The following is a 3,310-nucleotide window of genomic DNA, read 5'->3' on the forward strand; positions in this document are numbered from 1 at the left end:
CCCTCCACCTGGGCACCTACACCTCCGCCGAGGACGGCGGCACCGGCATCGGCTTCGCCACGTACGACCCGGCAACGGGCGAGGTGACCGTCGGCAGACCTCTCACAGGCGTCGGCGACCCGTCGTATCTCGCCCTGCATCCCGACGGCCGCACGCTCTACGCGGTGAACGAGCGGGAGCAGGGGGCCGTGACCGCCGTACGGCTGTCGGACCGCAGGATTCTGGGGAGCCGGGGCACGGGGGGCGGTGCGCCCTGTCATGTGTCGGTGCATCCGGGCGGGCGCTGGCTGCTGAGCGCCAACTACGGCTCGGGCAGTGTGGCGGTGCATCCCCTCGACGACTCGGGGGCGATCGGTGCGCGCGCCGACCTCGTCACCCACTCCGCGCCGGAGCCCGGACCCGGCCAGGAGGGACCGCACGCCCATCAGGTCGTCACGAGCCCCGACGGCGGCCATGTGCTCGCCGTCGACCTGGGCACGGACACCGTCTACAGCTATCGGCTCGACCAGCGGACCGGGAAGCTCACCGAGGTCGCGCGGGTGCACACCCGGCCGGGCGCCGGACCGCGTCATCTGACCTTCCACCCCGAGGGCCGGTACGCCTACCTGGCCAACGAGGTCGACAACACGGTCGCCGTCTGCGCCTACGACACCAGGACCGGCCGCCTCACGGTCGGCGGGGCACAGTCCACGGGGACGGGGTCGGGCACCAGTTACCCGGCACAGCTCCTGGTGACGCCGGACGGCTCGTACGCCTATCTCGCCAACCGGGGCCACAACAGCCTCACCCGCTACGCGGTCGAGGCGGGCGGCGCCCGGCTCCGGCTGCTGGACACCGTGCCGGTGTCCGGGGACTTCCCTCGGCAGATCGCCTTCTCGCCGGACGGCGCGCTGCTGTTCGCGGCGAACCAGCGCTCCGGCACGGTGAGCGTGTTCCGCGTGGACGCGGACAGCGGTGAACTGCGGCTCGCGGGAGAGCCGTTCGCGTCACCCGTCGCCGTCTGTGCGCTGCCGCTGTAGGGCGCGCGGGCAGGAGGCCGCGCTGGCCTGGGTGAGCAGGACGTGCATCCGCTCGGTGAGCTGCGCGACGTCGTCGGCGGGACGGTGGAAGGGCAGGCGTACGTCGCCGTGGGCGCGGGTGCGCTCGATGCGCAGCGTCAGCCCGTGGCGGTCGACGGCGATGGGCTGGACTTTCACCGCGCCGTGGAGGCTGTCGGGTTCGACGAGCCGGGTGAGCCGCTCGACCGCGTCGGAGTGGCAGTCGGCGAGGTGGGTCAGCAGCCGGGCCTCGGCCGTGGCCAGCGGGTCGGGTGCGGCGGCGGCGAACTCGTCGAGGTCGACGACCACGGCACCGGACGGCTGACGCAGCACCACCCGCGTCGCCTGGAACGCCAGATCACCCTCCTCGGGGACGAACCAGCCGGCGAGCCAGAGGCGGGCGCGGATACGGTTGCGCACGGGGACGGGCGAGACGTCGGCGAACTCCAGCACGGCGGACGGCTCGCCGCGGGGCGCGCAGATCGCGGCCGCGAGCAGGGCACTGTCCTCCGGCACCTGGAGCAGCACGCGGCCGTCCTCGGCCACGGTGTGCGCGCCGACGAACTCCTCGCGGCCGCCGTCCGCGGTCACCGCGCAGGACCACGCGGTGGCGAGCACCGATCGCGCCCGCTCCGCCGCGGCAGGCGCGGCCGCCCAGCTTTGTTCATCCATCCCAGCACCCATCCCAGAACCTCCTTAGGTAAGCCTTGCCTAACCTATCCGAGATCGGGGTGTACGCCAACCGGCGTCCTGGTTCCTTTGCGGGTCCTTTTCGGCGCACACGGGTGAACTCAGGGGGCAATGACACCCAAAAGGGCACGGGCACACAGGTCCCGCACCTGCTCGCGCGAGAGCTCCGAGCCCCTCAGCCACTCCAGACAGACCGCGGTGGTGAACGCCAGCCAGCCGCGCACGGCGAGCTCAGTGTCGGGGCGCGCCCCGAAGACGGCGCCGAACTCCGGGTCCGCGGCCAGCGCCGCCAGGATCTGCCGCTCCTGCGCGGCGAGCGACCGCTGGTAGACCTTGCGCACGGCCTGGTCCCCCGCCGCGTCGGCCCGGTGGAAGGCGCGGTAACCGTGCGCGTGGGCCTCGACGTACTCCAGGAACGTGTCCAGTCCGGCGGCCAGTTGCTCGCGCACCGGGATGCCGGGCACGGCCGCGGTCATCCGCAGCATCCGCGCGCTCTCGCGCTCGACGACCGCCGCGAAGAAGTCCCGCTTGGTCGGGAAGTAGTGGTAGAGCAGCCCGCGCGAGACCCCGGCGATCTCGGCGACCCGCTCGATCCACACATCGTCGTACGGACTCTCCGAGAACAGCCGCGCGCCGACGGCGAGGAGCTGCTCACGGCGCTCCTCGGTGCTGAGCCGACGGCGAGTGCGTTCGCCCTGCTTGGCGGCCATGTCAGCACTTTACTTGACGTCGGTTCAACAACGGCACCAGACTGAAGCACGCTATTGAACCCACGTACAACACGCTCGACCCGCGGGTGATTCAAGGGAGATGGCGTCATGGCGGACACGACGAGCGGGACCACGCTGCCCAAGGGGTTCCGCAGCGCCGAGCACGGCTGGCCCGAGCTCGACCGCATCCCGCATCCGCCGCGCCGGATCCCCCTCCTCGGCGATGTGCTCGGCGCGAACCGGCGCACCCCGCTCCAGGACTCCCTCAAGTACGCCCGCATGCTGGGGCCGATCTACCGGCGCAAGGCCTTCAACCGGGAGTTCGTGTTCGTCTGGGGCGCCGATCTCGCGGCCGACCTCGCCGACGAGACGCGCTTCGCCAAGCACGTGGGCCTCGGGATCGCCAATCTGCGGCCGGTCGCCGGGGACGGACTGTTCACGGCCTACAACCACGAGCCGAACTGGCAACTCGCGCACGACGTGCTGGCACCGGGCTTCAGCCGTGAGGCGATGGCGGCCTACCACCCGATGATGCTGGCCGTGGCCGAGCGGCTGACCGGCCACTGGGACCGCGAGACCGCGGCGGGCCGCACGGTGGACGTGCCGGCGGACATGACCAAGCTGACGCTGGAGACGATCGCGCGGACCGGGTTCGGCCACGACTTCGGTTCCTTCGAGCGGGACCGGCCGCATCCGTTCATCACGGCGATGGTGGGCACGCTGACCTACGCGCAGCGGCTGAACTCGGTGCCCTGGCCGGGGTTGTTGAGGGAGGCGGCACGACGCAACGAGGCCGACATCGCCTATCTGAACCGGACGGTCGACGACCTGGTCAGGGAGCGTCGTACGGCGAGCGGGGGCAGGGGCGGAGAC

4 protein-coding genes are annotated in these 3,310 nt (G+C 71.9%); 2 read left to right on the top strand and 2 right to left on the bottom strand.

Translation table 11 applies throughout. The annotated features are described in order from the left end of the window. On the top strand, window positions 1–1,019 hold a 1,019-nt coding region (locus HLK59_RS49095), incomplete at its 5' end, for a lactonase family protein (protein ID WP_171148188.1). On the opposite strand, the gene HLK59_RS49100 is transcribed toward HLK59_RS49095, so the two are convergent. Continuing rightward, window positions 987–1,721, bottom strand: a complete 735-nt coding sequence (locus tag HLK59_RS49100; protein WP_171148189.1) for a DUF2470 domain-containing protein — start codon at window positions 1,719–1,721, stop codon at window positions 987–989. The genes HLK59_RS49095 and HLK59_RS49100 overlap by 33 nt on opposite strands. 107 nt (window positions 1,722–1,828) lie before the next feature. After that, the gene (locus HLK59_RS49105; protein ID WP_171148190.1) at window positions 1,829–2,437 is read right to left on the bottom strand and encodes a TetR/AcrR family transcriptional regulator; all 609 of its coding nucleotides are present in this window, start codon (window positions 2,435–2,437) and stop codon (window positions 1,829–1,831) included. Window positions 2,438–2,545: 108 nt separating this feature from the next. On the opposite strand from HLK59_RS49105, the gene HLK59_RS49110 reads away from it, so the two are divergent. Beyond that, on the top strand, window positions 2,546–3,310 hold a 765-nt coding region (locus HLK59_RS49110; protein WP_171148191.1), incomplete at its 3' end, for a cytochrome P450.

The sequence above is a fragment of the Streptomyces sp. S3(2020) genome (assembly GCF_013044505.1).
Taxonomy (GTDB): Bacteria; Actinomycetota; Actinomycetes; order Streptomycetales; family Streptomycetaceae; genus Streptomyces.

What these genes read in the sequence shown, in the direction of transcription:
- HLK59_RS49105 (WP_171148190.1), bottom strand. Translation starts at nt 2,437, where the DNA reads ATGGCCGCCAAGCAGGGCGAACGCACTCGCCGTCGGCTCAGCACCGAG.
- HLK59_RS49100 (WP_171148189.1), bottom strand. Translation starts at nt 1,721, where the DNA reads ATGGGTGCTGGGATGGATGAACAAAGCTGGGCGGCCGCGCCTGCCGCG.